We start from the raw sequence: 25,081 nt of genomic DNA, 5'->3' as shown, positions 1-25,081 counted from the left end.
TTTTCTCCCTAGAAGCTATAGCCTACGCCAGCACTGACTGTGTAATTTCCATTTGAACCCGAACCAGAGGCCCCATTTGCAGCGCTGCCTGCAACTTTAGCAACAACACCATCAGCGACACGCATTTGAGCACCAATTGCCAAAGCATTAGCATTTAAGTAGCTACCAACACCCACACCAACGTTAAAGTTTTTACCAGTATCAATTGCTGGAAGGCCTGCCACAGCTGACACACCTGCAATACCGCGCATTGCTACTTGGTTGTTTTGGTTAATTTGATTTTGCATTCCGTAGATGGAATTATTAACACCAGTAATTGAGCTATTTAACTGATTTACGTTAACGGCATCCGTACCCTGTGTACCAGCTGCTACGTTTGTAATTTGTCTCTGGCCACCAGCCACAGCATTACCAACTGAAACAACGCCCACTCTTCCACCATCATTACTTCCCGAACCAAGCGCTACGGAATTATTGCCAGTTGCAGTAGCTCCATTCCCGAGTGCTACAGTATTTGTAGCGCTAGCAGTAGAGTTATAACCAACAGCGGTAGAGCCCGCTCCACTAGCAGTAGTTCCTGAGCCAAGTGCAGATGAGTTTGCTCCAGTTGCCGTTGCACCACTACCTGCGGCAATTGAATTCGCTCCTTGCGCCAATGTATTGGCACCTACAGCAGTTGAATCTGTTCCAGCCGCACTTGCCAACCCAACACCAGTTGAGGAAAAATATCCTCCCGCGCTAGGTGTGTAACCCTGAAGCGCGCCAATTGCTCCGGCAACACTTGAATAATTACTGGAGCCTACTGCATAGTTAACTCCAGTAATAGAGTTTGTTGATGCACTATATGTCCCAGTACCAAGGGCAGTAACTGTGGAATTCCCTAGAGTAGTTAATTGACTTACATTGACCGCATCAGTCGCATTACTACCTGCAGCTACGTTGATGATTTTTCGTTGGTTAGTAGAGCTGCCAACAGAGACTACATTCGACTGACTACCATCCGAGCTATTAGAGCCGATTGATACTGAATTGTTGCCAGTGGTGACAGCCCCAGGCCCGAATGAAACTGAGGCATTGCCAGTTGAATAGGCACCATTGCCGATTGCAATGCTGTCAGCGCCCGTAGTAATAGAGGTACCAAAGACACGGGCATTAGTACCAATCGCAATAGAATTTGTTGATTGAAAAGTTGTTCCTCCCAAACTAGCAATTGCGTCCATGCCTGCTAGAGCATTGTTACCAATAGCCACAGTTCCAGTCACCCTTGCACGAGTGCTGTTACCAATAGCAACAGCATTATCAGCCGTAACTAGGGGGCTTCCAGGATCTGCGCCACCTACCTCCGATCCGGAACCCATTGCGATGGAATTGTTGCCATAGGTGTAGTTGTTGTAACCAATGGAAGTTGACTTCTCAAAATAGATGGGTGCCCCAATCCCCTGAAATCCAACTCTATTTCTTGTTCCTATTGCCGTTGATTGTTGGCCATACACCTCGTTTAACCTACCTACAGCAGTTGCACCGCCAAAGGTTGCTGTACCTGTATCGATGCGGTTATCAGAACCAACTGCAGTTGAAGTAATACCATTGATACCTCCGCCCCCTATAGTCCCTATAGTGTTATTCGTTCCAAATGCAGATGCATCATTACCGTATACCCTGTTGGAACTGCCGACTGCGGTAGCTCTAACTGCTTCTGCGTAGTTAGTAGTTCCTACGGCAACTGCTTCACCATTTCTTGCAAAGTTTCCTTCACCTAATGCAATATTGTTATTGGTTGGAGTGGTTCCTCCAAGGGTTCCACCAGCAAAGTTTCCATCTCCGCAAGCTACGTTGAATAAGCCTGGCTGTTCTTCATTGGTAATTCCAGTACAGCTACTAGCATTTGCCGCACTAGGGGCCAAGACTGAGATGGTAGAGAAAAGTGATAGCGCCAAGAATATGGGTTTTAGCTTGAATTGTGTATTCATGATTTTTAGGTGTAGATAGGATTAAATTAGGTGCCAAGATAAGTATCAACTACTCGTTTTTATATACGTTTACTGTACCGCCACACGTAGCGAAACACTGTCTATAGGATTCATCGCACTGCCAGTAGTTTGGACTCGAAGGACAATACTGCGGATTGGGATTACATCTTTTCACATCATCATGACTTTGCGCACGATTGACGCAAGCCTGATAGCTGTAATTATTTTGTTGGTGGCAAATATTGCTATTATTTTGCGCTTGCTGACCCATTGCGTTATAGCAAACCTGCTTGGTGGTCATGCATTGAGTTGCGCAGGTCCTACCGGCTTCAGTAGCTGGAGCAATATATTCATAACGGTAGGTGGTACAAGAGACTAAACCCAACGCTATAAGAAGGCTCGCAAATAAAGACTTCATCATAATTTGTTAACATGTTATCTATAATGTATATAATTATTACATATTTACTTACATCTAAATACCTTTTGAAATGACTAAAGACCTTGAAAAGCAAGAAAAAAAGGTTAGAAAAACTGAAGGGCAAATTGAAGCTATTGTTAAAGTAGCGCAGCGTCTATTTGAGAAAAAAGGGTATGAGCAGGTTGGGATGCGTGAAATCAGTGCTGCGGCAAATAAAAGCCCAATGCAACTTTATCGACTGGGTCTAGATAAACAGGATCTCCTGGCAGAAGTAATCATTAGGGTAAACGCACAGCAAATAAAACATATTCAGGCCTTTTCTCAAACTCAGAAACAGACCGCGACTCAATTTATTGAAGCCTATCTCCTTGACCTATACAAGCAGGATATTACTATTAAAAGCATACGCAAAGAAGGTGCTGCATTTGGTTGGAAGTGGTCAGAGAAATATGAGACATTAATCATTGAGCAACTTATGCAAATTATTCAACCAATTTCTGATGCCCTACTACATGAAAAATTTGATGGCATTCAGGCAAGGTGCTTTGGAATCTGGTCGCTTTATTATGTTGGTTACAGAAATGCAGTGATGAATAACGGTAACGCGCAAAGTTGCCTTGAAGCAATTAAACCAAGCCTAAGCCTACTACTCAGGAAATAATATGAAACTTCAGATTTCTCTACTATTCATTGCAGCTTCTTGCTCAGGGCATGGCTTTGCTATTGAGAGGCCGGAAGGTAATGTTTATTGCCACGGGAAGGCAGTAGTTGCGTACCGCTTAGTCAATCCCGAGAAGGACGGAACTGCTTCCGATGTGGATTTGACTGTGAACGGCAAGACTGCACGCTTCATGACAGCCCATTCTTGGTTCGGCTCAAATCAAGTGGTGCCGAAAGGATTTAAGTTTGCCATTCTTGGTGAAAAACAATTTGACCCATTGTTGGTATATGACTCTTACCTAGAGGATGCTAGGAGGCAGAAATACACCAAATGCAATTGATGTAATAGCTTAAGCCAATCAGGAGAGTGCTGCTATCGCTGATTTGATGGCATCAGGCAGCTCTTGAGCCAATTGCTTTCTGGTGTCTAGGTTTGCTATTGGAGTTTTCTGCGTCTTTTGAGACCAGGCAGATCCTGGGAAGAAGACATCATCCACATACCTTGGAATGACATGCCAATGGATATGCGGAACCATATTTCCTAGAGCAGCGATATTGACTTTATCTGGATGCATCACGTGACGCACCACCTCTTCGACCGCGAAGACCAAGGACATCAGATGCTCACGCTCACCAGAAGTCAGGTCTGTCATTTCAGCGACATGGTGATTCCAGATCACACGGCAAAAACCAGGTAGATCAGGATCATTCACAAGAATGACTCGGCAGTCATCTCCACGCCAAATTAATTGACCCTCTTCAGGCTTGAGCTCTTCTTTACAAAGTACGCAATTAGTCATGGGAACAATGTAAACGAAAACGGCATCTAAGTCACCCTTGTGAGGTAATTTAGATGCCGAGACAGTAAGGGCAGATTTTTACTGTACTGCTACTACAGACTACTTAGGGATTTCTTAATGGAACTGCTCTTCTTCTGTAGAGCCAGTCAATGCTGTTACTGAAGACTTACCACCTTGAATCACGGTAGTTACATCATCGAAATAACCAGTACCAACTTCTTGCTGATGCGATACGAAGGTGTAACCACGATCACGAGCAGCGAACTCTGGCTCTTGTACTTTCTCGATGTAGGCAGTCATACCGCGCTGCATGTAGTCTTGAGCCAAGTCGAACATGTTGTACCACATAGAGTGAATACCAGCGAGGGTAATAAATTGGTACTTGTAACCCATGGCGCCTAATTCGCGTTGGAACTTTGCAATAGTTGCGTCGTCCAAGTTCTTCTTCCAGTTGAAAGATGGTGAGCAGTTGTAAGCCAACATCTTGCCTGGGAACTTCGCACGAATTGCTTCAGCGAACTGACGAGCGAATTCCAAATCAGGCGTACCAGTTTCACACCAAACCATATCAGCATAAGCAGCGTATGCCAAACCACGAGAGATAGCCTGATCCAAGCCCTTACGTGTTTTGTAAAAGCCTTCTGGAGTACGCTCGCCTGTCAAGAATGGCTTGTCATTTGCATCGTAGTCAGATGTCAGCAAGTCAGCAGCTTCAGCATCAGTACGAGCCAAAATGATAGTTGAAACACCCATTACATCGGCAGCCAAACGTGCAGAAATTAATTTCTGCACTGACTCAGCTGTAGGTAATAATACTTTGCCACCCAAGTGACCGCACTTCTTAACAGAAGACAATTGATCTTCAAAGTGAACGCCAGCTGCGCCCTGCTTGATCAATGCCTTGCTTAATTCAAATGCATTCAATACGCCACCGAAACCCGCTTCTGCATCAGCAACGATTGGAGCGAAATACTCGATATAACCAGCATCACCTTTGTAAATACCTTTAGCGGTTTGGATTTCATCAGCACGCTGGAATGAGTTGTTAATACGCTCAACCATCTTTGGAACTGAGTCAACCGGATACAAGGATTGGTCTGGATACATCGCTGCGTATGAATTACCGTCAGCGGCAACCTGCCAACCTGACAAGTAGATAGCTTGAACGCCAGCTTTAACCTGTTGCATTGCTTGACCACCCGTCAAGGCACCTAAACAGTTAACGTAAGCTTCGTTATTAACCAATTCCCAGAGACGCTCTGCGCCATGCTTAGCTAATGTGTGCTCAATCTTCAATGAGCCACGAAGACGAACAACATCTTCAGCTGTGTAACCACGAGTAATACCCTTCCAGCGTGGATTGGTATCCCAGTCTTTTTGTAGTGCTGCGATTTCTGCTTTGCGATCTGCCATGTTTTTCTCCCTAAGTTAAACAAGTACTTCTAATTACGAATATTGAGACCCTAAGTTGAGGTGTTCAAGTCTTATGTCTTATATAAGAGTTTAAGTGTCTAGGAAAAGCATGCAAGAACTTTTTCTATAGTTAATGAAAATAATTAGTTCAATATATTCAATAACTTAAATACTATTTTTTACAATGCGGAAAGTTAATTCATTAAGCGGAAAAACTTGCTGGATGAAATGTTGCACCGCATTTTGCGTATGGGAATGACTTTTCACATTGTGAAAAAAAAGAGCTTGTTTAGCTATTCTTAGGCGGAACGATGGTTGCGACCCTAAATCCAGTCAAGATAATCATAAGCTGCAGCAGAGCAACGCCAATAAATAAAAGCTTGGGAAGGCCAATATCCAGGAAGACTCCGAAGACCAGAGGGCTTAAAGCAGCACCCAGATCTATGCCCGAATACACAATCCCATAGACCCTACCCGACGAGCCGGATGGCGTTGCAGAGCGCACCATTAAATCGCGCGATGGCGCTGCAATACCTAGGCCAACGCCTGTCACCATAAATGGAATAACAATGGCGTCATAAGGCACCCAACCAGTCGCTAGCAATAGTCCCATTGCAATGCTGACTGAAAAGCAAATCGTAATAATACGTTCAGGGTGCGCAAAACGTTTTGCGAGATAGCCACCCAACAACATGCCACCAGCCCCACCAAGTGACATGACCGTTAGAAAATAATTTCCAGCGCTGACTGGTAACTCATAAATCTTCAGTAGAGCACTTGGTGCAAAAGACTGCATGCCTGTCGTGGCTGACATGCTGAAGAAAAAGAAAATCCAGCAAAGCCAAACTGCCGGCAACTTTAGAAAAGCAAAGGTGCTTACTGGCCCCACTCCTGGATTCGCTGCTGCATGCGTAGCTTCAGATTCAGCTTGGCGCTCCTTCACGTTATCTACTAAACGAGCGCGACTTATCCAGAGAGTCAGCAAAATGAGTGCCTCTAGAACAGCGGCGGATAAAAAGGCAATTCGCCAATCGGCAATAGTGGCTACTGCCACCATAAATGCTGGGGCTGCAGCCCAACCGAGATAGCCTGTTACTCCATGAATAGAATAAGCATAAGGCAGATTAGGTGGTGATATTTTGTGATTAATGAGCGTGTAATCAACTGGATGAAAAATGCCATTGCCGCATCCTGCAATTACCGCACCTATTACTAACATGGCATAGCCATTACTTTGCGAGTAAGTAAGCGCGGCCAATGCAAGCAAACCCACGCCTGCCAATAAGACAGGCCGAGCCCCAATACGATCCACCAGGAAACCAGATGCCGCTTGAACAATGCAAGAGACCACAAAGAAGATGGTCATCAGCAAACCCAGTTCAGCATAGTTAAAGCCAAACTCTGCCTTTAGCCATGGAAACATGGGTGGCAGAATTAAATGAAAGAAATGGGAACTGCCATGAGCCAGGCTAATGAGACCAACAACCCGGACATCACTGGCGCGCCTCATTTTCAGGGCATCAGTCATGTACCGAGTTTACTGGCGCAGGAAAATTTCTGCTGATTAATGAGTAAAACTGCTACAAGTCCTATTTTGTAAAGCTGAAATCACCATTCTTATCGACGCCTACAGGAACTGTATCCTTCGGACCAAACTTGCCTTCCAAGATCATCTTGGAAACTGGGTTCTCAATATATTGCTGGATCGCACGCTTCAGCGGTCTTGCTCCAAATACGGGATCAAAACCGACTTCTGCAATTTTGCTTAAGGCAGCATCACTCACCTCCATCTGCATATCGACCTTTGCCAGGCGATCTGATAAGTTCTTGAGCAAGATCTTCGCAATATTGGCAATATTGCCTTTATCCAAACCATGGAAGACCACGATCTCATCAATTCGATTTAAGAACTCAGGTCGGAAGTGATTCTTCAACTCTTCAAATACTGCGTCTTTGATCTCGGATTGCTTCTTATCTGTCATTGACTGGATGAGATGTGAACCAATATTACTGGTCATCACAATCACCGTGTTTTTAAAGTCAACAGTACGGCCTTGACCATCAGTTAAGCGCCCATCATCCAATACCTGCAGGAGTACATTGAAGACATCCGGATGTGCTTTTTCAATCTCATCAAACAAGATCACGCTGTATGGATGACGACGGACTTGCTCGGTTAGGTAGCCGCCCTCCTCGTAACCAACATAGCCTGGAGGTGCGCCGATTAAGCGTGCAACGCTATGCTTCTCCATGAACTCACTCATGTCGATACGGATTAAATGGTCTTCACTATCAAATAAGAAACCAGCCAAGGCTTTGCAAAGCTCAGTCTTACCAACCCCAGTAGGCCCTAAGAATAAAAATGAGCCATAGGGACGATTCTCTTCAGATAGGCCGGCGCGGGAGCGACGGATAGCATCAGACACTGCACGAATAGCCTCTTCTTGACCAACTACACGCTTATGTAACAACTCTTCCATCTTGAGCAATTTATCGCGCTCGCCTTGCATCATCTTTGATACCGGAATACCAGTCGCGCGTGAAACCACCTCAGCAATTTCTTCTGCGCCAACTTGGGTGCGTAAGAGCTTATTCTTCACAACGCCATCTTTATCGCCTTTTGCTTCGGCAGCAGCAGCGGATTTGAGTTTAGCCTCGAGCTCAGGCAACTTACCGTATTGCAGTTCAGCAACTTGCTCTAACTTACCCTCACGTTGCAACTTAGCAATATCAGCGCGTACTTTTTCGATCTCTTCTTTCAGATGAGCGGCGCCCAATACGGCACCCTTCTCTGCTTTCCAGATTTCTTCTAGATCAGCGTACTCTGCGCCTAGGCGTTTAATTTCATCTTCAATCAAACCAAGACGCTTTTGTGAGGCTTCGTCTTTTTCCTTTTTGACAGCTTCACGTTCAATCTTCAATTGAATGAGGCGACGCTCAAGCTTATCCATCACTTCAGGCTTGGAATCAATCTCCATCCGAATCCGTGAGCCAGCTTCGTCAATAAGATCAATTGCCTTATCTGGCAAGAAACGATCAGTAATGTAGCGATGAGATAACTCTGCAGCTGCAACGATGGCAGGGTCAGTGATCTCGATGCCGTGGTGCAGCTCATATCGCTCTTGCAAACCACGCAAGATCGCAATAGTAGCCTCTACGCTAGGCTCCTCTACCATCACCTTTTGGAAGCGACGCTCTAATGCAGCATCTTTCTCAATGTACTTACGATATTCGTCTAAAGTGGTTGCGCCGATGCAATGCAATTCGCCGCGCGCCAACGCAGGCTTGAGCATATTGCCAGCATCCATCGCACCATCACCCTTACCAGCCCCAACCATTGTATGAATCTCATCAATAAAGATGATGGTTTGACCTTCGTCCTTAGCGACATCACTCAATACGGCTTTGAGACGCTCTTCAAACTCTCCACGGTACTTGGCTCCAGCCAATAGCAAAGCCATATCCAATACGAGGACACGTTTGTTCTTGAGGGTTTCAGGTACTTCGCCATTGATGATGCGCTGAGCAAGACCTTCCACGATGGCAGTTTTACCAACCCCTGGCTCACCAATGAGCACTGGATTATTTTTACCGCGACGCTGCAAGATCTGAATGGTGCGACGAATTTCATCATCGCGACCAATAACGGGATCAAGCTTACCCATACGAGCGCGCTCAGTTAAATCGACGGTGTATTTCTTTAAGGCCTCACGTTGACCTTCGGCATCTGCACTATTCACTGATTCTCCTCCGCGCACTAAATCAATAGCCGCCTCTAACGATTTACGATTTAAACCATTCTCACGAGCAATCTTGCCGAGCTCACCCTTGTCATCCGCCACCACTAACAAGAACAACTCGCCAGCAATGAATTGATCATTTCGCTTATTCGCTTCTTTTTCACATAAGTTAAGCCAGTTACTTAAATCACGGCCCACCTGAACTTCGCCACTAGTGCCCCGCACTTCAGGGAGGTTGCCAATCAGTTTCTCAGTCGCTTTCTCAAGGCCAGGAACATTAACGCCAGCGCGAGTCAATAAACTCTTTGCGCCGCCATCGGAATCACGCAACATGGCCAACAACAAATGGGCTGGCTCGATGTATTGATTGTCTTTAGCCAACGCAAGACTTTGTGCCTCGCTCAAAGCTTCTTGAAATTTAGTAGTTAATTTATCTATTCTCATTTTGAATTCCTATCTACTCTATCTATTTTTATGCATTTCTATCTATAGAATATAGGGGCATTCTTTGCAATTTCAAGTGTTTTTGACCATTTTTTGACTGAATTTACCCCTATTTTGACTTGGCTCGTTTATCTCCTAGAGTGCTCTGATGGCAGTTATTACGCTGGCATCACTAACCGCCTGGAGCATCGCTTGGCAGCCCATAACTCAGGGGATGGCGCTCGTTATACAAGAGCCCGCAGACCAGTCATCCTCCTAGCAACCCAAGACCACCCAGATCGATCAGAAGCCTCAAAGGCAGAGGCTAGATTGAAGAAACTGCCGAGATCTGAAAAACTGGGGTTTTTTAAGATCTAGGCTTTTAATCAAGACCTACGCTGTAGGTTTGGCCATTAAAGGAATGACCTGGCTCTTAAAGCTTCCAGCCAGGGCCTTTTTCAAGATTTTGTAAATATCCAAATCAAACTCACCCTCTCCCGAGTCAGCCAATTCATAAAGCTCTCCCTCGTTTACTGCAGTACCCAAGTAACGCCAGCGATCAACCACATGCATATGGCTAGCCTCCTTAATAGCGATAGGTCCTGAATAAGGCCAGACTTGAACTTGAAATAATTCCAGGGCAGTTTTGAGTTGAAGATTGTGCAACTCAATGGAAGAGTCTCCAATACAAGCGCCCCCGCATTGCTTAACTTGATAGCCAAAGCAAGCCTTGCCCTCAACACGCTTCTCTAAACCCAGGAGCGCTTCACAGAGTCGATATTTTTTGGCAATAGCCTTGAGGTAGGAGTTCGCCTCTCTTTTGCTGTAGAACAAGCCATACAAATTTTCTTGAGCTCCAGGATCTAATTCGCGATGGCCAACTAAATTAGGCATCAGTACACCAGCTTCATCCAATTCCAATTTCCAAGCGCAGAGATCTTTGGAGCGACGTAACTTGATGTTCATGCTGGGCATGCGCTCTTTAATTAGCCTCGACTCTAAAATCAACGCGCCCAATTCTCCACTAGTCTCAATCCAATCGATATCCCTTACTTGCAAAGAGAGTTTCATTTCCTTGCGCAAAGTCAGGGCACCCTGAAAGTGCCCCATCACCCTACTGCGCAATGAAATACTCTTGCCGATATACAGAGGGACTTTATTCTCCCCATAAAATATGTAGCAGCCCGGTTTATCTGGAATCGAATCCACCAGCGCTTTATCTATATTGGGTGGCAAACTCGCATTACCGATCAGCTGGTTCACCGCCTTCAGAAGCGCTTCACGCCCCAGCTTAGCCTCGCATACCCGCCAAAACTGAAGTAGCAAATCAGCATCGCCTAGCGCGCGATGCCGCGCGCTGATCTGAAGACGATGAGCGCTAATAATAGTGTCTAGATTATGTCTAGCCTGTTCGGGAAATAACAATCTGGAGAGCTTCACGGTACAAAGCACTTTGGGCTTAAAGTCGATGCCCACCCGCTTAAAAGATGCCTTCAAGAATCCGTAATCAAATCGAGCGTTATGAGCGACGAAAATTTTACCCTCCAGCTCTCGCGCAATCTCAGTTGCCAAATCCTCAAAAGGAGGCTGCCGACTAACCATCTCCGGCCGAATGCCCGTCAAGATTTGTATATTTTGCGGAATAAAGGTTTGGGGATTAATAAGACTTTCCCAAGTCTCCACCTGACCATGAATTAGCGATTTGATCCCAAGCTCAGTAATGCGATCACGCTCAAAATGAGAGCCTGTCGTTTCAATATCAACAAATGCTAATGGAGGATATTCATGGTCAGCTGATGGCATGAAAGGTAAGGGATTACTTTTTACCTTGATACTTCGCGATACTAGCCTTGAGGTCGCTGTACTCTTCACAGCCAAATAAACAAGCCTTATCCAGTCTTGCTAACATGGCCTCAGCTCCAGGCAAGTCTTTCTTCATGAGCAGCAGCTCGCCGTAATACTCTAAAGCCGCCCTGTGGCTTGGATCAATCTTCAATGCTGCCTGGTAATACTTTTCGGAGGCCACTAGATCAGGTGGCTGTTTTTTGCGCAGACTGTATCCCATGAGATTATTCCAATCTGCGGAATTGATTTCATTTGCCGATTGCAATTGCCTCAATGCTTGATCGTACTTATTCGATTTGATGCTGATACGCGCATCAGTTAACCAAGCAGGATCGGATTTGGCTGGCGTACTATCGGCAGCCAAGGAAACTACCCAGGGCGCCATTGCCATCACAATAGAAACTAGTATTTTGTTGAGCAGATTAGTCTTCATAACTTTCATCATATATTGCCCCAAATCTCACCCTACTTTATGTAGATAGTCGCCAAAACTAAAGATAGAGTTTGGCCCTAGCGGAATATCTTCTACTTTTTTAAAGGGCGTTTTGATTACCCTCTGAACTTCACCCCTAGAGGGCTTATCTACTTTTGGCGCCACATAAGAAAAGGTATGACGCTCTGGGGCGGCTTTAGCCTCGCTAAATCGAGGGACATAGTCCTTAATTGCATCTGATAGGCTCACGTTGGCCATGTAACCGAGCATGTAAGTTTCTAGAGACTGATATAGCTCGCTCGCAATATCGCAAGCTTCAACTTTGCGCTTTTTGATGTAGTTCATTGCCAAAACTACATCTTTAATAGTGACCATTCGAGGGTCTTGTAAAAGCGTATAACCACCATTACGACCCTTTGTACCTTTGACAATACCTGCGGCACGCAAAGCACTTAGCAAAAGCTCTATTCGGCTAATTGATAATTTTTGACGCTGCGCCAGCTCCAAGCCAGTTACTGGGTGCACCCCAGTTGAATTAGAGGCAATATCAACCAAAGTATTGAGGGCGGCTTTAACTGCTGTACTAACGTTCATAATGAATTTGGCAAATATATTGAATGGATTCAAGTATCAGCTTGAATATCCATTTCTGCAGAGCTTCGATCTTTAACCCTTTTTAAGCTATGGTTGTAATCAACCTAGGTAAGGCCTCAACTCGGCGATGAGATTCTTCAATTGCTCGCGCCTCAGAAATTGACCAAGCTCAACGCTCTGCCCTGTCTGGGTAATAGAAAATACTTTTTCATGCTCTTGTGGTCTGGATAGCTTAGCCCAGCGAGTATTGAATTCCACCACAGTCTCTTTATAGGCAATGAATTTCCTTACCACCAAGCGTGTGTCACTGATTTCAATCTCTTCAAAATCCAAGGCATGTCGACAGTAAATCAAAAAACCGACAGTCACAGCAGTTAGTTCTATTGCAGTGAAGATGAGGATTATCTTAACCCCAGCCAATAAAAAACCAATCGCCACAGTTACCGAAAGACAAACTAGAGCAAGGTAGAACTTGAGTAATTGACCGGGAGTCAATGCGCAATTTCTCCTCATTTTCCAAGTTTTCATTATGGGATGAGGAGCAGAGTTCGTGGTTTAGCTATTGGTAGCTTTGGCTTTTTTAGCCTTTTCAAGCTGATCGGCACTGCGCTGCTGAAAATCAACCATGGTGTGATAACCCATTTGATAGCAAGGGCAGTGTTTGCCCAAAATCCAGCGCGCAAGCTTAACCCGTAATTTTTGCATCATGTTAATTCTCCTATGAACATCATGCAATTTAGCTGAAATCCGATATTGCTGCTGAACATGGCGTCATTTCAACCGCTCAGCAAACTAAATGCAAATCCTTTAAATTAAACGGATGACAGAATCCTCCTCTCCAGCCAACTGGATCCCCCTTTTTCCTTTAGGAACTACCCTATTTCCAGGCGGTGTAATTACTCTCAAAATCTTTGAAGCCCGTTACCTGGATATGATGAGGCGTTGCCTCCGTGAAAACACTCCTTTTGGAGTTATCAGCATCCTGGATAACAAACCCATCGACTCAGATGCCAGTGCGATTGCTAACTTTTCAAACATTGGCACCTTGGCGAAATTGGAAGAATTTGATCCGATTCAGCCCGCCCTCTATATGACCAAGTCTTACGGAACTCAACGCTTTCGATTACTTGCCATCACGCAAGAATCCGATGGATTATGGATGGGTCAGGTTGAGCTAATTGATCGGGATCCTGAAATACCATTGCCAAAAGAGCATGAAAAGGTAGCCGCGCTCCTGAATGAAATTATTGCGGTAATTAAAAGCGAAGAGCTGTTGGGGGATGATGCATTCAAAATACCAGCGAATCTAGATGATTGTGGATGGGTCGCCAATCGATTAGCTGAACTTCTGCCGCTACCACTCGCTCAAAAAAATCATTTACTTGCTCAAAGCAATCCCAGAATCCGACTTGATTTAATTTCAGAGATCATTGAAGACGATGGTCTACGCAATATTGTGATTCATTAAAAATATGATTGATGAACTCATTCGTCGGTCAATCCGAGAAATGGTAGGTGGTGGAGGTCCACCCATCGCCTTTCTATCTCCAGCAGGCGATAGAGGCCTGTTCGGCCCAGAGTCCATAGCATGGAAAGTACACGCCGATTTTATTTCAATGATGATCGGCGGCATTAGCTCACTAGTACTGCAAGCCCTTCACCCTAAAGCACTTGCTGGTGTCTGGGATCACTCTAGCTTCAGGGATGATCTTATGGGTAGGCTAGGTAGAACTGCATTCTTCATAGCAGCAACTACCTATGGCTCGAATGAAATGGCAAACAATGCCATTAACCGCGTTAATCAGATTCATCAGAAAGTCACTGGGCTTGATGAATTCAAGCAACCCTACAGGGCTGACGACCCCAATCTACTCGCCTGGGTTCATTTGACAGAAACCCGCAGCTTTATGCGCTCTTATGAGTCATACCGAAGTGAATCTCTGGGTACACAGCAGAAAGATCAGTATTTCGCAGAAATGAAAATGCTTGGGGAGAAATTGGGCGTCACTCACCTTCCAGATAGCTATGCAGGTACGGAGCTTGCTATCCAACAATATCTGCCTCAACTTCATTACGGTGACCGGGCAAAGACCATTATTAGCCTACTGGAGCATTTCCCGAGCAAACTCAGCTCTAAGCCCTTTGTCAAAATGATTAGTCGCGCAGGCTTTCTCAACTTGCCCAATTGGGTATACCCCATCATTAATCGACCGCAGCCAAGTCAGCTAGAGCGACTAGCTTTGAGTTCAGCCATTCGGCTAATGGCCATTCCAGTTAGGGAAGCACTTAAAGACGGCGTAGCCGCTCACTCCCTCCGTAGGGTTTACGGATCACCAAAATGAAAAGGCCATCATGATTACAAATTATCTGATTTCAGGCATGGTAGGAATCATGCTGTTCTTTACTGTTGTAGTGGCCCCCACCGTATTTAAGGTCCTCCCCGTAGAGTGGTCCAGTAAATATGTTAGAAACTTTTTTCCAAAATACTATGCCAGTCTAGGGATTGTTACTTTGCTGTCCATATTTACCGAACAGGATTCTGGTAACAGGCTATACCTCATCGCTTGCGCAATTTTGTTTGCCTTCACATTATTTTTTCTCACAGGAAAAATCAATGCCGCAAAAGATGAGGGTAAGACCAAAAAGTTCCATGTACTACATGGCTTAAGTGTTGTAATTAATATCACTCAACTGTGTATTTTTATCTACCTACTGACCAAAACACTATGAAGACATTCGTGAGGCTGATTTTTGCTGGGATCTTAACAACAGCAGTCTCATCTTTAACAGCCCAAGAGATTAATAAAGGCAAGATCGCACAGAGCTACAAAGAGTCTTGTACAAAACAGCAAGTTCAACTGCATGCGAAATTAAAAGACATGTCAGCTGATGCATTTAGTGAGTATTGCGATTGCACTTCGCAGCAACTCATGACTAATCTCAGCTCAGCCCAACTGAAGGGGCTGAATCACAGCGGTGATAGCCCTGCTTGGCTAAAGTCAGCCGAACAATCTGCTAGCAAAGTCTGCCTTAAAGAAGGTCCTAAGACTCAGATCTAGCGTTGTCAGATCCAAGATCCGGGTCAGTGGAATGGTTTTTTGCCGGCATTAGCGGTGGCGCACTCATCTTCTCACCATCCCAGACTTGTCCACACCAACACTCCCCAGCCTCATTGATAATGCAGACGCCTGAGCCACAGCAACGTTTATCGGGTGCTTTCATGATTCACCTATTAATCCTGAACAATCCATAATGAGGCCTATTCTAGGGTTTTTATTGAAATAGCGTACGCCCCGCCTCATTCAACAAATATGCAAAACCAGTTATTCAGTGAGAAAGACTTCTCAGACCCAACTTTCCTATTGGAAAAAGATGGTCGTGCCGAATATTTCAATCATTTTTATGATGCGGATGAATCCGATCATCTGTTTGAAGGTCTGCTGAACTCTCTTCCCTGGACATCCGATCAGATCACTATGTTTGGTAAGTCGATAATTACCTCAAGAAAAGTTGCTTGGGTCGGTGATCCCGAGTGTCTGTATACCTACTCTGGGATGCAAAAAATACCTCAGGTCTGGACCCATGAGTTGCTACAAATCAAGTGCAAGCTGGAACAGGTAACTGGCCACACCTACAACTCCTGTTTGCTCAACCTGTATCACAACGGTGATGAAGGGATGGGCTGGCATAGTGATAATGAAAAGGAATTAGATAGGGCAACCCCTATTGCCTCAATTAGTCTTGGCGCTCGACGGAAGTTTGCGTTTCGACACAAGCAGGACAAAACCACGGTGCCGATATTTCTTGAGCATGGCAGCCTACTTATCATGCATCCACCTATTCAGGATTTCTGGCATCACAGCCTTCTCAAAACTAAGTCCATCACAAATCCCAGAATCAACCTCACCTTTCGGAAAATAGTTCCCAGAATATGAGCCCTCCTAACTCAATTCAGAAGGTGGCAATTATTGGCGCAGGGATTGCGGGCCTTTCCTGTGCAAAGGAATTGCAGTCCCATGGCGTAGCCGTAGATGTCTTTGAAAAAAGTCGGGGAGCCAGCGGACGCATGAGCACACGACGCACACAAGAGTGGGCGGCAGATCATGGAGCGCAGTACTTTACCGCCCGAGATCCTCGCTTTCACCAGGAAGTACAAAGATGGGTGCAGGCGGGTATCGCCGACATCTGGTCACCTACCCTGAAAGTATTTACAGATGGGGTATGGCATAAGAGCAACTCAAGAGAAACTCGCTACGTTGGCATCCCAAGTATGAATTCGCCAGGAAAATATTTAGCTGAAGATCTAACGATTCAATATGAAACAACCATCTCCAGGCTAGAGCGCAGAGGTGGTCAATGGGCTCTTCAATGCAATGAAAGTGGCGCAATCTCAGCGCTATATGATTATGTGGTGTTGGCTATACCCGCTCCTCAGGCAAGTATCTTAGTCAAGGATCTTGACTCTCGAGCCTCTGATATCGCTGACTCAGCCCAGATGAAAGCCTGCTGGACAATGATGGCGCATTTTCCTAATCAGCCGACCACCGACTTTGATGCCGCATTTATCAATCAGGAAATCATTAGTTGGATTTGCCAAAATGAATCAAAGCCCATGCGTCAAGGTAGTCGATGGACCATTCATGGAAGTCCAGATTGGAGTCAGGAGAATGTAGAGCTCAGCAAAGAGGATGCTCAAAATCAAATGATGGAATGTCTTGCACATCTTGGATTTGATTGTCGTAACCCAGAGATCTCGATGCACCGCTGGCGCTATGCAAGCGGAGGCCTAGAAAATGCAACTGGCTTTCTTTCACTATCCGATGTCGGCTTAGGGCTCTGTGGGGACTGGCTTAATGGCGGTAGGGTTGAAGGCGCTTGGTTAAGCGGCTTTCGACTGGCTGCAGTTATTCATGGTGAATAGATAAAGATAAACCACCCCGTGGGGTGATTTATTGAATTCTTAGCAGAAATTAAAAAGCGTTTTTGAGTCGCTCTAGCGCATAGATTTCTCTCAAATGCAGCATTTGATAGGCCACGCGGTCTTTGAATAAACCAGTGATCGTTTCTTGGCCGTCAGAGTAATTTCTCATCACATCCGCGTTCAGGTTATAGATTGGCCAATTTGCTTGACCGCCCACATTGGGATTACCGGTTTTGGCGAATGCAGCCCAACTATCGGACATTCTCTTGGTGATGGCTTGGTCTTGAGAGCTATTCTTGTCTACGATTGGATACCAATCTTTTGGCCAAGCATGGGTTTTCTTGAAGTCAGCAATATCCTTTTCAATTCTGGCGCATTGATTCCCTGATTCAACTTGCTTTGGAGCCTGAGGCATTAATTCTAAACTTCCAAATACATAAGTGATTTCAAAAGTATGTGGCGACCCTGGGAAGACAGGGCGAATATTTTTTGTCAGATAGTCATAGTAATAGGCATAACCTGGAGCTACACCATTCATGCTGTCGGCTAATAATTTAGTACTAGCTCGATACATCAAGTCTTGAATGACAAATGAATTCAAAATGCATTTGTCTTTGACATTGGAATAGAGTCGCTCAATGATTTTTGGGTCTTCGTGAACATTCTTTAGAAACACATCTAATGCAGGCTCGCCAGGCAACATAAAGTCAGAGTCAAACGAGTTTGTGCCGATCATGAATGGCACCTTCGCCTGCTTCCCTGCGGCGAATAAAGGGATTGGATCCCCCTTAATGATGTGACCATCAATAAATGGGCCGCCAAACTCTCCGGCGTAATATGCCTCTCCATTGAGAACTACCTTATCTAGAGGCAATTTCCTTAGCTCTGCCAGTGATTTAACGCCAAGCCCAGCCATGTATTTCGCATCAATTTCCGTCTCAGGTGTCAACCCCAGTCGTTTTTCAGTCATGCTCCGTAACGGACTTTGTTGGGCACTCTGCGCAATTGCCTTGTGAAACAATCCTTTAGCTGCATCAGACACCATGAGCCAAGTCACACTACGGCCTCCAGCAGACTGTCCAAAGATCGTTACATTATTTGGATCCCCACCAAACGCGGCGATATTATTTTTAACCCATTTGAGTGAAGCAATTTGATCCATGGTGCCGTAGTTGCCAACTGGCTCGCCTTTAGCTTTAGCTTCCTCAATTAACTCTTGAGGAGCAAAAAAGCCAAGCGAACCTAAGCGGTAATCTACCGTCACAACAATCACGCCATTCTTCACCAAATTAATCGGGGTGAACTGCGGATCACTTGCTCCATCAACCAATAAACCGCCCCCATGAAACCAGACCATCACTGGCATGCTCTTGCTAGTTTTTTCAGGTGCGTAGACATTCAGCTTCAGGCAATCTTCACTACCAGGAAGCACCAGGCCCTTACTTAAATTCTTAATGAAAATCTGGGGACAAGAGGCGCCAAATTTGCTAGCGTCTCGCACTCCACTCCAAGCTAATGCTGGCTGCGGCGGTCTCCATCTAAGCTCGCCTACTGGTGGAGCGGCATACGGAATGTTCTTAAAGGCCTGCATCTTGTATTCAATCGTGCCTTGAACGCGCCCATTTTCAACTTGTATGATTGGGCGCTCGGCAGCACAGACGGTCAAAGCGATACCGCTCAGCAGGACGGCAAATATCTTTTTCATCTAACTCTTCCTAATGGAGGTTTGGCTTAATAAAAAATTGGCAATACGAAAGTTAGTTCTTATTCCAGCGCGCTATCGCAACATCATCAGTCACGCGGGCATCCACCCACTTGCTACCTTCTGGAGTTTCTTCTTTTTTCCAAAATGGCGCTGCTGTTTTTAGGTAGTCCATGATGAACTCACAGGCAGCGAAAGCTTCACCTCTGTGGGCGCTAGTGACTGCCACTAACACAATTTGATCCTCAGGCAATAGCGGGCCTACTCGATGAATGACTAGTGTCTTGTAAAGATCCCAACGGCCTCTGGCTTGCCTAATGATTTCCTCTAGGGATTTTTCAGTCATACCAGGATAGTGCTCCAGCGTCATGCCTTTGACTTGACTACCGTCATTCATATCTCGAACCGTACCAACAAAAGTCACTATCGCCCCTACGCGGGGATCATTCTGACGAAGTGATTTAACCTCACTCGTAAGATCAAAGTCGCCCTCTTGAATGCGAATGAAATCATTCTGCATCTTAGCCGCCAGTAACCGGAGGGAAGAATGCGACTTCAGCACCCTCTATTAGTGCAGTAGAGTCGCTCATCATTTCTTGATTTAAGGCGCAACGAATAACTTTGCTGCCAGCCAATACTTCAGCCCAAGGATTTCCTCGTTGAACAAGATAATTTCTTAAATCTGCAATTGTCTTTACTTCTAATGGCGTAGTAATGCTCTCACCAGAGAGTCCAAGACCCTCCCTTAAGGAGGCAAAGAATCGTAATTCGAGTTTCATATAAAGATCGTAATCTGATTTCTTCAGGCTTGCTTTAGCTGAGCAAGGCATTAAAAGGAATGTACTTCACCAGCTCGCCCGCCTTGAAGGTTTGCCCTGGAGGGCAATCCACCAAACCATCCCCCCAAGAAGCGCTTGTAAGCACTCCAGAGCTTTGGTTGGGGAATAAATCTAAACCACCCTGCGCATTGATCTTGACGCGCAGAAACTCATTGCGACGATCCCCTTTGAGCCAATCAAAGTCAGCGCGCATAGGATAAGACTGGGGTATGCCCGCCTCTCGCCCTTGGAGCTTCAAAATAAATGGCCGCACAAATAATAAAAATGTAACGAAGCTGGATACTGGGTTGCCAGGTAAGCCGATAAACCAAGTTTCTGATTCAGCGTCAGCATTCTTGGAGGCATCTGATTTGCGTACAGCACCGAAAGCCAAAGGCTTACCAGGCTTAATCGCAATCTGCCAGAGATCCAATCTACCCTCAGCTGTCACTGCGGGCTTGATGTGATCCTCTTCGCCAACAGACACTCCGCCAGAGGTAATGATCAAGTCATGGTCTTTACTCGCTTTGCGCAAAGTTTCTCTTGTGGCATCCAGGCTATCAGGAACAATTCCAAAGTCAGTAGCATCACAACCTAAAGATTTAATACACGCCAGCAAAGTGTCGCGATTGGAGTTGTAAATGCCGCCGGGTTTAAGTGGCTCACCAGGTAGAGAAAGCTCATCGCCAGTGAAAAAAGCGGCAATCTTGACTCTACGTTTTACATTTAAATGCGTGAGGCCTGCAGAGGCAGCAACACCCAATTCTTGTGGGCGTAGAAAAGTGCCCGCAGTTAATGCAGTCTTGCCAGCCGTCAAATCCTCTCCCCGTCTCCGGATCCATTGACCCGAAGTTGGTACGATATTCACCTGGACCTGATCAGCAGATCCCTCTTGAATAGCGCAGTCTTCTTGCATTACTACCGCATCGGCGCCAGGTGGTACCGGGGCTCCAGTAAAGATTCTGGCTGCAGTGCCTGGCTCAAGCTGAGCTCCAACAGAACCAGCTGGAATACGTTGGGCAATCTTGAGAGTACTTCCTGGGGTGTGGGTATCGGCAGTACGCACCGCATAACCATCCATGGAGGTGTTATCGAGTGGCGGTACGTCCACTAAGCTATTCACGCTCTCGGCAAGTACACGCCCTAAGGCAGCCTGCATGGCGACTGTCTCACTCTCACTGACGGATTTTGCATTCGACAGCAGGTGATCTAAAGCCTGTTGAGCAGTCAACATCGGAGGCTTAGTCATAGCGCTTTATTTCTGAGTTAGTTGATGTGAGCAGTAATGAAGTTCTTAACTTGATTGACATCGGCATCAATGTTTTCAACTTTCTGCGGCTTTGACTTGATGTCTTTAAAGGCGGCTGGACACTCTGCAGGACGACCCAATGCCACTTCAATCGTTTCTTCAAACTTAATTGGTAAAGCAGTCTCTAAAACAATCATCGGGATGCCTGCTTGCAGGTGCTCACGAGCCACCTTCACCCCATCAGCCGTATGAGTATCAATCATCACGCCATACTGCGCATCAATATTACGAATCGTTTCGAGGCGGTTCTCATGTGTGCTCCGACCAGACTGGAATCCATACTGCGCCATTTCTTTAAAGACGGCGTCTTTAGAAATATCAAAGCCACCCGCTTCATCCACCTGCTTAAACATGCTGGCAGTGACTTTGCCATCTTTACCCATCAGGTCAAATACAAAACGCTCAAAGTTGCTTGCCTTTGAGATATCCATAGAAGGACTGGAAGTATGTAAAGTTTCAGCAGACTTACGTGCACGGTAGACACCAGTGCGGAAGAACTCATCGAGAACATCATTCTCATTAGTAGCGGCAATCAAATGCTCGATTGGCAAGCCCATCATGCGGGCTATGTGGCCAGCGCAGATATTGCCAAAGTTGCCAGAGGGTACTGTGAAAGATACTTTCTCAGAGCTAGATTTTGTCGCCAGCAAATAACCTTGGAAGTAGTAGACAACCTGAGCAACTACGCGACCCCAGTTAATGGAGTTCACCGTACCAATTTGATGATTGGCTTTAAAGGTGTGGTCGTTACTGACCGCTTTCACAATATCCTGACAGTCATCAAATACACCATCAACCGCCAAGTTAAAAATATTAGGATCTTGCAAAGAATACATTTGAGCAGATTGGAAAGCGCTCATCTTTCCGCGTGGCGAAAGCATGAATACCTTCACACCCTCTTTGCCGCGCATGGCATATTCGGCAGCGCTACCAGTGTCGCCCGATGTTGCACCCAAAATATTGAGCTTTTGACCTTTTTTCTTTAGTGCGTACTCGAAGAGATTGCCGAGTAACTGCATAGCCATATCTTTAAATGCCAATGTGGGTCCATTGGACAGACTGAGCAAACCAATGCGTGTGCCCTGCTCTTCGCCTAACCAATGTAATGGCGTAATGTCCTTGGCGTTATCTTCAGCACGCCCGTTGCAATAGACCTGCTCTGTATATGTTTTACGCAGCAAGGCGCGTAAATCCGCCTCAGGGATATCGTCGCAATACAAACTCAAGACTTCATAGGCGAGATCAGCATAAGACAGGCCGCGCCAGGAATCCAACTGCTCCTTAGTTACTTGCGGATACTCAGTTGGCAGGTATAAGCCGCCATCTGGCGCCAACCCGCCGAGCAGAATTTCTAGGAAGGATTGCTGTGGGCTATTGCCCCGAGTAGATTGGTAACGCATGTATTTATCTTAGGAAAGATTTTCTAAACGGATCTTCACCACTTCGCCAGCGACAGTTTTCAGATTCTGAATTTCCTGAATCGCTGCCAGCATGTGCTTTTCTTTGGTCTCATGGGTCAGTGCTACTAAATCAGTTTGACTTTCACCTTCGTCCGCCTCTTTTTGTAAGAGTGCATCAATCGAGATGCCATGAGCGGCCAAAATCTTAGTGATGTCTGCTAACACGCCAGCTTGATCCGCTACGCGCAAACGCAAGTAATAGCTGGTAGTAATTTCACCCATTGGTAATACAGTGATGTCGCGTACTGATTCAGGCTGGAACGCTAAGTAAGGGACACGGTTCTCGGGACTAGCACCTAATAAACGAGTGATATCGACTAAGTCAGCAATCACAGCAGAAGCGGTTGGCTCAGAGCCTGCGCCTTTGCCGTAGTAAAGCGTAGTACCAACAGCGTCACCAAACACCTGGACGGCGTTCATAGCGCCTTCAACGTTTGCAATGAGACGCTTAGTAGGAATCAGGGTTGGGTGCACACGTAATTCAACACCAGTTGTTGTCTTCTTAGCAATACCCAGTAACTTGATTCGATAGCCTAGCTGCTCGGCATATTTAATATCAATAGCATCAAGCTTCGTAATGCCTTCAACGTGCGCCTTCTCAAATTGCATTGGAATACCAAATGCAATAGCGCTCATGATGGTTGCCTTATGAGCGGCATCTACACCTTCAATGTCAAATGTAGGATCCGCTTCTGCGTAACCTAAACGCTGCGCTTCTTTCAAGACAGTCGCAAAGTCCAAACCCTTGTCGCGCATCTCAGAAAGAATAAAGTTAGTTGTACCGTTAATAATGCCGGCGATCCACTCAATGCGGTTTGCAGTGAGGCCTTCGCGAAGCGCTTTAATGATGGGAATGCCACCAGCAACAGCAGCCTCAAACGCAACCATCACACCCTTTTCATGGGCGGCCTTAAAAATCTCATTACCATGCACAGCGATCAGAGCCTTATTGGCTGTAACCACATGCTTACCAGCAGCGATGGCCTCTAGCACTAAGTCTTTAGCAATGCCATAACCACCGATCAATTCAACAACAATATCAATCTCAGGATTGTTAATCACCGCACGAGCATCACTCACTACCTGGGCATGATCTTTTACCAACTCTTTGGCACGCTCTACATTGAGGTCAGCAACCGTATTAATTCGAATACCACGTCCAGCGCGACGCTGAATCTCATCCTGATTACGCTCGAGAACAGTAAATACGCCGCCACCTACAGTGCCAATACCTAATAGACCAACTTGAATCGGTTTCATGATGCCTTTGTTGCTGTTGAATTAGCCGCTTTACGGCTATGTTTTTGACGATAACGCTCTAGAAAGCGCGCAAGACGACCAATCGCCTCCTTGAGCACATCTTCATGAGGTAAGAACACTACACGGAAGTGATCTGGCTTGCCCCAGTTAAAACCGGAGCCTTGCACCAGTAACACTTTTTCTTCCTTCAAAAGATCAGCTACAAATTGCTGATCATCTTCGATCGGGTACATCACTGGATCGAGCTTAGGAAAGAGGTACAAAGCAGACTTTGGTTTAACGCAAGTCACGCCAGGGATTTCGGTAATGAGTTTCCAGGCAAGGTCTCGCTGCTTAGCCAAGCGCCCACCCTCATTGACTAAATCATTAATACTTTGATAACCGCCCAAGGCCGTTTGAATGGCGTACTGCCCTGGCACGTTAGCGCACAAGCGCATGGAGGACAGCATATTGAGGCCTTCGATGTAATCCCGAATCATCTCTTTATCTCCGGAAACCACCATCCAGCCAGCACGGTAGCCACAAGAGCGATAGTTCTTGGACAAACCATTAAGGGTAATCGTGACTACATCGGTAGATAAGGACGCCAAAGAGAGATGCTTCTCTTGGTCATACAGCATCTTGTCGTAAATCTCATCGGCAAACAGAATCAAATCATTCTCACGTGCGATTAACGTTAGTTCTGTTAGCACTTCTTTGGAATAAATTGCGCCAGTCGGATTATTAGGATTAATCACCACAATGGCTTTGGTGCGTGGCGTAATCTTTTTACGCAAATCCGCCAGATCGGGAGCCCACTCTTTAGACTCATCACATAAGTAATGAACTGGTGTACCACCAGACAAACTCACTGCAGCTGTCCACAAAGGATAATCTGGGGCTGGTACCAAGACTTCATCGCCATTATTGAGCAATGCATTCATTGCCAATACGATCAATTCCGAAACACCATTGCCGGTATAGATGTCATCCAAAGTAACGCCCTGGATGCCTTTTTCTTGGCAATACTGCATGATTGCTTTACGAGCCGCGAAGATTCCTTTGGAATCGGAGTACGCTGAGGCATTACCCAAATTGCGAATCATATCCAACTGAATCTCTTCTGGAGGATCAAAACCAAAAACACCCACATTACCGATGTTTAATTTGATGATTTTGTGACCCTCTTCCTCCATGCGCTGAGCGAGCTCCAGCACGGGTCCACGAATGTCGTAACAGACGTGATTGAGTTTTTCGGACTTTAGGATCGGTTTCACAATAAATTAAAGGGTAAGTTCTTGAAATCTAGGAAAAAACAGCTGGCTATAATCCT

At 45.8% G+C, this 25,081-nt stretch carries 28 protein-coding genes; 9 read left to right on the top strand and 19 right to left on the bottom strand.

What is annotated here, in order from left to right:
- Window positions 1–8 precede the first annotated feature (8 nt).
- Complete coding sequence (locus ICN42_RS08970; protein WP_216253545.1) at window positions 9–1,970, bottom strand: YadA family autotransporter adhesin; 1,962 nt, start codon at window positions 1,968–1,970, stop codon at window positions 9–11.
- A gap of 49 nt (window positions 1,971–2,019) precedes the next feature.
- A complete protein-coding gene (locus ICN42_RS08965; protein ID WP_216253543.1) occupies window positions 2,020–2,391 on the bottom strand; it encodes a hypothetical protein in 372 nt (123 codons plus the stop codon).
- 70 nt (window positions 2,392–2,461) lie between these two features.
- Between ICN42_RS08965 and ICN42_RS08960 the strand changes: the two genes are divergently transcribed.
- On the top strand, window positions 2,462–3,052 hold the full coding sequence (locus ICN42_RS08960) for a TetR/AcrR family transcriptional regulator (protein WP_216253542.1): 591 nt from the start codon (window positions 2,462–2,464) through the stop codon (window positions 3,050–3,052).
- A 1-nt stretch (window position 3,053) separates the two neighbouring features.
- On the top strand, window positions 3,054–3,392 hold the full coding sequence (locus ICN42_RS08955) for a hypothetical protein (RefSeq protein ID WP_216253540.1): 339 nt from the start codon (window positions 3,054–3,056) through the stop codon (window positions 3,390–3,392).
- A gap of 18 nt (window positions 3,393–3,410) precedes the next feature.
- Here the strand turns inward: ICN42_RS08955 and ICN42_RS08950 are convergent, their stop codons facing one another.
- From ICN42_RS08950 to clpB, 4 genes are all read right to left on the bottom strand, one after another.
- On the bottom strand, window positions 3,411–3,851 hold the full coding sequence (locus ICN42_RS08950; protein WP_216253538.1) for an HIT family protein: 441 nt from the start codon (window positions 3,849–3,851) through the stop codon (window positions 3,411–3,413).
- Window positions 3,852–3,965: 114 nt separating this feature from the next.
- A complete protein-coding gene (gene aceA, locus ICN42_RS08945; RefSeq protein WP_215354246.1) occupies window positions 3,966–5,264 on the bottom strand; it encodes an isocitrate lyase in 1,299 nt (432 codons plus the stop codon).
- 289 nt (window positions 5,265–5,553) lie between these two features.
- Window positions 5,554–6,792, bottom strand: a complete 1,239-nt coding sequence (locus tag ICN42_RS08940) for an MFS transporter (RefSeq protein WP_216253537.1) — start codon at window positions 6,790–6,792, stop codon at window positions 5,554–5,556.
- A 61-nt stretch (window positions 6,793–6,853) separates the two neighbouring features.
- The gene (gene clpB, locus ICN42_RS08935) at window positions 6,854–9,448 is read right to left on the bottom strand and encodes an ATP-dependent chaperone ClpB (protein WP_216253534.1); all 2,595 of its coding nucleotides are present in this window, start codon (window positions 9,446–9,448) and stop codon (window positions 6,854–6,856) included.
- 93 nt (window positions 9,449–9,541) lie between these two features.
- On the opposite strand from clpB, the gene ICN42_RS08930 reads away from it, so the two are divergent.
- Window positions 9,542–9,805, top strand: a complete 264-nt coding sequence (locus ICN42_RS08930; protein ID WP_255539330.1) for a GIY-YIG nuclease family protein — start codon at window positions 9,542–9,544, stop codon at window positions 9,803–9,805.
- Between the two features lie 15 nt (window positions 9,806–9,820).
- Here ICN42_RS08930 and ICN42_RS08925 read toward each other — a convergent pair whose 3' ends face one another.
- The 5 genes from ICN42_RS08925 to ICN42_RS08905 form a co-directional block, all read right to left on the bottom strand.
- Window positions 9,821–11,230: a 3'-5' exonuclease family protein gene (locus ICN42_RS08925; protein ID WP_216253531.1), complete on the bottom strand. Its 1,410-nt coding sequence runs from the start codon at window positions 11,228–11,230 to the stop codon at window positions 9,821–9,823.
- Between the two features lie 13 nt (window positions 11,231–11,243).
- The gene (locus tag ICN42_RS08920; RefSeq protein WP_255539329.1) at window positions 11,244–11,705 is read right to left on the bottom strand and encodes a tetratricopeptide repeat protein; all 462 of its coding nucleotides are present in this window, start codon (window positions 11,703–11,705) and stop codon (window positions 11,244–11,246) included.
- 27 nt (window positions 11,706–11,732) lie between these two features.
- Complete coding sequence (locus ICN42_RS08915; RefSeq protein WP_216253528.1) at window positions 11,733–12,299, bottom strand: Rrf2 family transcriptional regulator; 567 nt, start codon at window positions 12,297–12,299, stop codon at window positions 11,733–11,735.
- A gap of 99 nt (window positions 12,300–12,398) precedes the next feature.
- Window positions 12,399–12,812, bottom strand: coding sequence for a DUF2244 domain-containing protein (locus ICN42_RS08910; RefSeq protein WP_255539328.1), 414 nt, complete (start codon window positions 12,810–12,812; stop codon window positions 12,399–12,401).
- Between the two features lie 42 nt (window positions 12,813–12,854).
- Window positions 12,855–13,007, bottom strand: a complete 153-nt coding sequence (locus ICN42_RS08905; protein ID WP_216253522.1) for a hypothetical protein — start codon at window positions 13,005–13,007, stop codon at window positions 12,855–12,857.
- 112 nt (window positions 13,008–13,119) lie between these two features.
- On the opposite strand from ICN42_RS08905, the gene ICN42_RS08900 reads away from it, so the two are divergent.
- From ICN42_RS08900 to ICN42_RS08885, 4 genes are read left to right on the top strand one after another with little or no spacing between them, the layout of a single operon-like run.
- Entirely contained in the window at window positions 13,120–13,767 is a 648-nt protein-coding gene (locus tag ICN42_RS08900; protein ID WP_216253519.1) for an LON peptidase substrate-binding domain-containing protein, read from the top strand.
- 4 nt (window positions 13,768–13,771) lie between these two features.
- Window positions 13,772–14,641, top strand: coding sequence for an oxygenase MpaB family protein (locus ICN42_RS08895; protein ID WP_216253517.1), 870 nt, complete (start codon window positions 13,772–13,774; stop codon window positions 14,639–14,641).
- A gap of 10 nt (window positions 14,642–14,651) precedes the next feature.
- Window positions 14,652–15,029: a DUF4149 domain-containing protein gene (locus ICN42_RS08890; protein WP_216253514.1), complete on the top strand. Its 378-nt coding sequence runs from the start codon at window positions 14,652–14,654 to the stop codon at window positions 15,027–15,029.
- Window positions 15,030–15,037: 8 nt separating this feature from the next.
- A complete protein-coding gene (locus tag ICN42_RS08885; RefSeq protein WP_216253511.1) occupies window positions 15,038–15,358 on the top strand; it encodes a hypothetical protein in 321 nt (106 codons plus the stop codon).
- Here ICN42_RS08885 and ICN42_RS08880 read toward each other — a convergent pair.
- Complete coding sequence (locus ICN42_RS08880) at window positions 15,342–15,521, bottom strand: hypothetical protein (RefSeq protein WP_216253509.1); 180 nt, start codon at window positions 15,519–15,521, stop codon at window positions 15,342–15,344. The genes ICN42_RS08885 and ICN42_RS08880 overlap by 17 nt on opposite strands.
- An 89-nt stretch (window positions 15,522–15,610) precedes the next feature.
- Between ICN42_RS08880 and ICN42_RS08875 the strand changes: the two genes are divergently transcribed.
- Window positions 15,611–16,234, top strand: a complete 624-nt coding sequence (locus tag ICN42_RS08875; protein WP_216253506.1) for an alpha-ketoglutarate-dependent dioxygenase AlkB — start codon at window positions 15,611–15,613, stop codon at window positions 16,232–16,234.
- Entirely contained in the window at window positions 16,231–17,220 is a 990-nt protein-coding gene (locus ICN42_RS08870; RefSeq protein ID WP_216253504.1) for an NAD(P)/FAD-dependent oxidoreductase, read from the top strand. The genes ICN42_RS08875 and ICN42_RS08870 overlap by 4 nt, the downstream gene beginning before the upstream one ends.
- A 49-nt stretch (window positions 17,221–17,269) precedes the next feature.
- Here ICN42_RS08870 and ICN42_RS08865 read toward each other — a convergent pair whose 3' ends face one another.
- Genes ICN42_RS08865 through ICN42_RS08835 form a run of 7 tightly spaced genes read right to left on the bottom strand, consistent with a single transcriptional unit; the run spans window position 17,270 to window position 25,025 of the window.
- A complete protein-coding gene (locus ICN42_RS08865; RefSeq protein ID WP_216253501.1) occupies window positions 17,270–18,925 on the bottom strand; it encodes a carboxylesterase/lipase family protein in 1,656 nt (551 codons plus the stop codon).
- A 52-nt stretch (window positions 18,926–18,977) separates the two neighbouring features.
- On the bottom strand, window positions 18,978–19,442 hold the full coding sequence (moaE, locus tag ICN42_RS08860) for a molybdopterin synthase catalytic subunit MoaE (protein WP_216253498.1): 465 nt from the start codon (window positions 19,440–19,442) through the stop codon (window positions 18,978–18,980).
- 1 nt (window position 19,443) lies between these two features.
- Window positions 19,444–19,701 (bottom strand): molybdopterin converting factor subunit 1, encoded by a 258-nt coding sequence (gene moaD, locus ICN42_RS08855; protein ID WP_216253495.1) that lies wholly within the window; start codon window positions 19,699–19,701, stop codon window positions 19,444–19,446.
- A gap of 34 nt (window positions 19,702–19,735) precedes the next feature.
- Window positions 19,736–20,974 carry a gephyrin-like molybdotransferase Glp gene (glp, locus tag ICN42_RS08850; RefSeq protein ID WP_216253722.1) on the bottom strand — a complete coding sequence of 413 codons (1,239 nt, stop codon included), beginning with the start codon at window positions 20,972–20,974 and terminating at the stop codon, window positions 19,736–19,738.
- Between the two features lie 32 nt (window positions 20,975–21,006).
- Complete coding sequence (gene thrC, locus ICN42_RS08845) at window positions 21,007–22,449, bottom strand: threonine synthase (RefSeq protein WP_216253492.1); 1,443 nt, start codon at window positions 22,447–22,449, stop codon at window positions 21,007–21,009.
- A 9-nt stretch (window positions 22,450–22,458) separates the two neighbouring features.
- Window positions 22,459–23,769, bottom strand: coding sequence for a homoserine dehydrogenase (locus ICN42_RS08840; RefSeq protein WP_216253489.1), 1,311 nt, complete (start codon window positions 23,767–23,769; stop codon window positions 22,459–22,461).
- Window positions 23,766–25,025, bottom strand: a complete 1,260-nt coding sequence (locus tag ICN42_RS08835) for an aminotransferase class I/II-fold pyridoxal phosphate-dependent enzyme (RefSeq protein ID WP_216253488.1) — start codon at window positions 25,023–25,025, stop codon at window positions 23,766–23,768. Before ICN42_RS08835 ends, ICN42_RS08840 begins: the two co-directional genes overlap by 4 nt.
- Between the last annotated feature and the right edge of the window lie 56 nt (window positions 25,026–25,081).

Origin of the sequence: Polynucleobacter sp. 71A-WALBACH (assembly GCF_018882365.1) — a bacterium.
In the GTDB taxonomy this organism is placed as follows: domain Bacteria; phylum Pseudomonadota; class Gammaproteobacteria; order Burkholderiales; family Burkholderiaceae; genus Polynucleobacter.
This window is presented reverse-complemented; position numbering and strand designations above follow the sequence as displayed.

Coding starts and splice junctions, on each gene's coding strand:
- ICN42_RS08970 (WP_216253545.1), bottom strand. CDS start 1,970: ATGAATACACAATTCAAGCTAAAACCCATATTCTTGGCGCTATCACTT.
- ICN42_RS08965 (WP_216253543.1), bottom strand. CDS start 2,391: ATGATGAAGTCTTTATTTGCGAGCCTTCTTATAGCGTTGGGTTTAGTC.
- ICN42_RS08960 (WP_216253542.1), top strand. CDS start 2,462: ATGACTAAAGACCTTGAAAAGCAAGAAAAAAAGGTTAGAAAAACTGAA.
- ICN42_RS08955 (WP_216253540.1), top strand. CDS start 3,054: ATGAAACTTCAGATTTCTCTACTATTCATTGCAGCTTCTTGCTCAGGG.
- ICN42_RS08950 (WP_216253538.1), bottom strand. CDS start 3,851: ATGACTAATTGCGTACTTTGTAAAGAAGAGCTCAAGCCTGAAGAGGGT.
- aceA (WP_215354246.1), bottom strand. CDS start 5,264: ATGGCAGATCGCAAAGCAGAAATCGCAGCACTACAAAAAGACTGGGAT.
- ICN42_RS08940 (WP_216253537.1), bottom strand. CDS start 6,792: ATGACTGATGCCCTGAAAATGAGGCGCGCCAGTGATGTCCGGGTTGTT.
- clpB (WP_216253534.1), bottom strand. CDS start 9,448: ATGAGAATAGATAAATTAACTACTAAATTTCAAGAAGCTTTGAGCGAG.
- ICN42_RS08925 (WP_216253531.1), bottom strand. CDS start 11,230: ATGCCATCAGCTGACCATGAATATCCTCCATTAGCATTTGTTGATATT.
- ICN42_RS08920 (WP_255539329.1), bottom strand. CDS start 11,705: ATGAAGACTAATCTGCTCAACAAAATACTAGTTTCTATTGTGATGGCA.
- ICN42_RS08915 (WP_216253528.1), bottom strand. CDS start 12,299: ATGAACGTTAGTACAGCAGTTAAAGCCGCCCTCAATACTTTGGTTGAT.
- ICN42_RS08910 (WP_255539328.1), bottom strand. CDS start 12,812: ATGAGGAGAAATTGCGCATTGACTCCCGGTCAATTACTCAAGTTCTAC.
- ICN42_RS08905 (WP_216253522.1), bottom strand. CDS start 13,007: ATGATGCAAAAATTACGGGTTAAGCTTGCGCGCTGGATTTTGGGCAAA.
- ICN42_RS08900 (WP_216253519.1), top strand. CDS start 13,120: ATGACAGAATCCTCCTCTCCAGCCAACTGGATCCCCCTTTTTCCTTTA.
- ICN42_RS08895 (WP_216253517.1), top strand. CDS start 13,772: ATGATTGATGAACTCATTCGTCGGTCAATCCGAGAAATGGTAGGTGGT.
- ICN42_RS08890 (WP_216253514.1), top strand. CDS start 14,652: ATGATTACAAATTATCTGATTTCAGGCATGGTAGGAATCATGCTGTTC.
- ICN42_RS08880 (WP_216253509.1), bottom strand. CDS start 15,521: ATGAAAGCACCCGATAAACGTTGCTGTGGCTCAGGCGTCTGCATTATC.
- ICN42_RS08875 (WP_216253506.1), top strand. CDS start 15,611: ATGCAAAACCAGTTATTCAGTGAGAAAGACTTCTCAGACCCAACTTTC.
- ICN42_RS08870 (WP_216253504.1), top strand. CDS start 16,231: ATGAGCCCTCCTAACTCAATTCAGAAGGTGGCAATTATTGGCGCAGGG.
- ICN42_RS08865 (WP_216253501.1), bottom strand. CDS start 18,925: ATGAAAAAGATATTTGCCGTCCTGCTGAGCGGTATCGCTTTGACCGTC.
- moaE (WP_216253498.1), bottom strand. CDS start 19,442: ATGCAGAATGATTTCATTCGCATTCAAGAGGGCGACTTTGATCTTACG.
- moaD (WP_216253495.1), bottom strand. CDS start 19,701: ATGAAACTCGAATTACGATTCTTTGCCTCCTTAAGGGAGGGTCTTGGA.
- glp (WP_216253722.1), bottom strand. CDS start 20,974: ATGTTGACTGCTCAACAGGCTTTAGATCACCTGCTGTCGAATGCAAAA.
- thrC (WP_216253492.1), bottom strand. CDS start 22,449: ATGCGTTACCAATCTACTCGGGGCAATAGCCCACAGCAATCCTTCCTA.
- ICN42_RS08840 (WP_216253489.1), bottom strand. CDS start 23,769: ATGAAACCGATTCAAGTTGGTCTATTAGGTATTGGCACTGTAGGTGGC.